The organism is Kocuria arenosa, from assembly GCF_042879215.1.
Taxonomy (GTDB): Bacteria; Actinomycetota; Actinomycetes; order Actinomycetales; family Micrococcaceae; genus Kocuria; species Kocuria arenosa.
Map to the genome: position 1 here is coordinate 1 of NZ_JBHZTA010000050.1, position 640 is coordinate 640.

Annotated in this window: 2 pseudogenes; both read right to left on the reverse strand. The window is 68.9% G+C overall.

The features are described 5' to 3' along the window. Positions 1 to 236: pseudogene (locus ACFYE3_RS19050) on the reverse strand (hypothetical protein); the annotation flags it as partial. Between the two features lie 41 nt (positions 237 to 277). Continuing rightward, a pseudogene (locus ACFYE3_RS19055) lies at positions 278 to 640 on the reverse strand (hypothetical protein); the annotation flags it as partial.

The following is a 640-nucleotide window of genomic DNA, read 5'->3' on the forward strand; positions in this document are numbered from 1 at the left end:
CCGGCCGCCTCCTTCGCCAGGTCCACGGCGTGCCCGGCGTGCTCCGTGGGCAGCATCCGGATCTCCGGGGCGTAGGGCAGGGCCTGGGTCAGCTGGTCGCGCAACTGGGCGGCCAGTTCCGGGGCGTCGCCGGTGCTGTGCGGATTGAAGATCAGGCAGATGGTGTCGAACCTGTGGGCCGCCGGGTCAGTGGTGTCCGCGGTGTCGGTGGGTTCTTGGGGATCGGTGGTGTTCATGGTGTGCCTGTCTGTATGGGCTCGAGTTGGGTCATGGGCTCTCATGCGGTGTCGCGGGCGTCCAGCTCGGTGGCCAGCTCGAAGCTGCGGTCCATGGTGACCGGATGCGGCCCGGCCGGGTCGGTGAGCCAGTCGTGGTCGAGCTGGCGGGTGATCCTCGAGTGCAGCACCTGCAGCTCCGCCATGCCCAGGCCAGTCAGATCCTCGGGGAAGTCCTGGGCCGGGCCCAGGCGGCTGCCCGGTGTCCGCAGGGGCACCTGGGTCATGCTCGGCGCGGGCAGTGCGGCACCGGTCTCGGGTTGAGTCCGGAAATCATTGTTGCCGGTCTGCTCTGAGGCGAGGGTGGTCATGAGAACTCCTGGAGGCAACGGGTCGAGCAGGTCAGGGGTCAAGGGGGTCAGGGA